Annotated in this window: 1 protein-coding gene; it reads right to left on the bottom strand. The window is 70.3% G+C overall.

The window, feature by feature from the left end; all coding sequences use genetic code 11:
- Positions 1-492 (bottom strand): acyl carrier protein (locus tag BFF76_RS30455; RefSeq protein WP_141695718.1); only part of this gene is annotated, 492 nt, incomplete at its 3' end.
- Between the last annotated feature and the right edge of the window lie 208 nt (positions 493-700).

Genomic DNA, 700 nt, shown 5'->3' with positions numbered 1-700 from the left:
CGGCGCGTACACCGTGGGCGCGGGTGGTGCCTCGCGGACAGACGGCCCGGGAAGCGGATCGCGGACCGGCTCCGGGGCAGGCTCGGGGTGTCCGGGCGCCCCCGTCACGTCCGCCGCCCCCATCTTCCCGACGATGATCAGGGCGAGCCCCTTCGCCGTCTCCGCCTTCTCGAAGAGTTCCCGCATCGACACCTTGACCCGGTGCTCCTCCTCCAGCTCGCGCAGTACGCCGATCATCTGCAGCGAGTCCGCCCCGAGGTCGAAGAAGGAGGCGTCCTCGGCTATCTCGCCGGTGTCATAGCTGAGATGCTTCGCGGTGACCTCGACGATGTGCTGGAGCACCCGCTCGACCGCTGTTTCGTCCTGTGCCACTTCAGCCCCGTCTCTTGCCGGTTGTACGGGCCGGGGAAGGTGGTTCTCCGGCCCTGTCCAGTAGTCCTTGTGCTGGAAGCGGTAGCCGGGCAGGGGGATCCTGCGGCCCGTCCCTCCCATGAAAGTCCGCCAGCCGACCGGCGTATCCGACGCTGCGGCGCGGGGCCGGGCTCGAACCGCTCTGGGACGCGGCCGCAGGCCTGTACCGGGGCGGGGCGCCGGTCGGCTGGCGGACTTTCATGGGAGGGACGGGCCGCAGGATCCCCCTGCCCGGCTACCGCTTCCAGCACAAGGACTACTGGACAGGGCCGGAGAACCACCTTCCCCG

Source organism: Streptomyces mutomycini (assembly GCF_001700505.1).
Classification (GTDB): domain Bacteria; phylum Actinomycetota; class Actinomycetes; order Streptomycetales; family Streptomycetaceae; genus Streptomyces; species Streptomyces mutomycini.
This window is presented reverse-complemented; position numbering and strand designations above follow the sequence as displayed.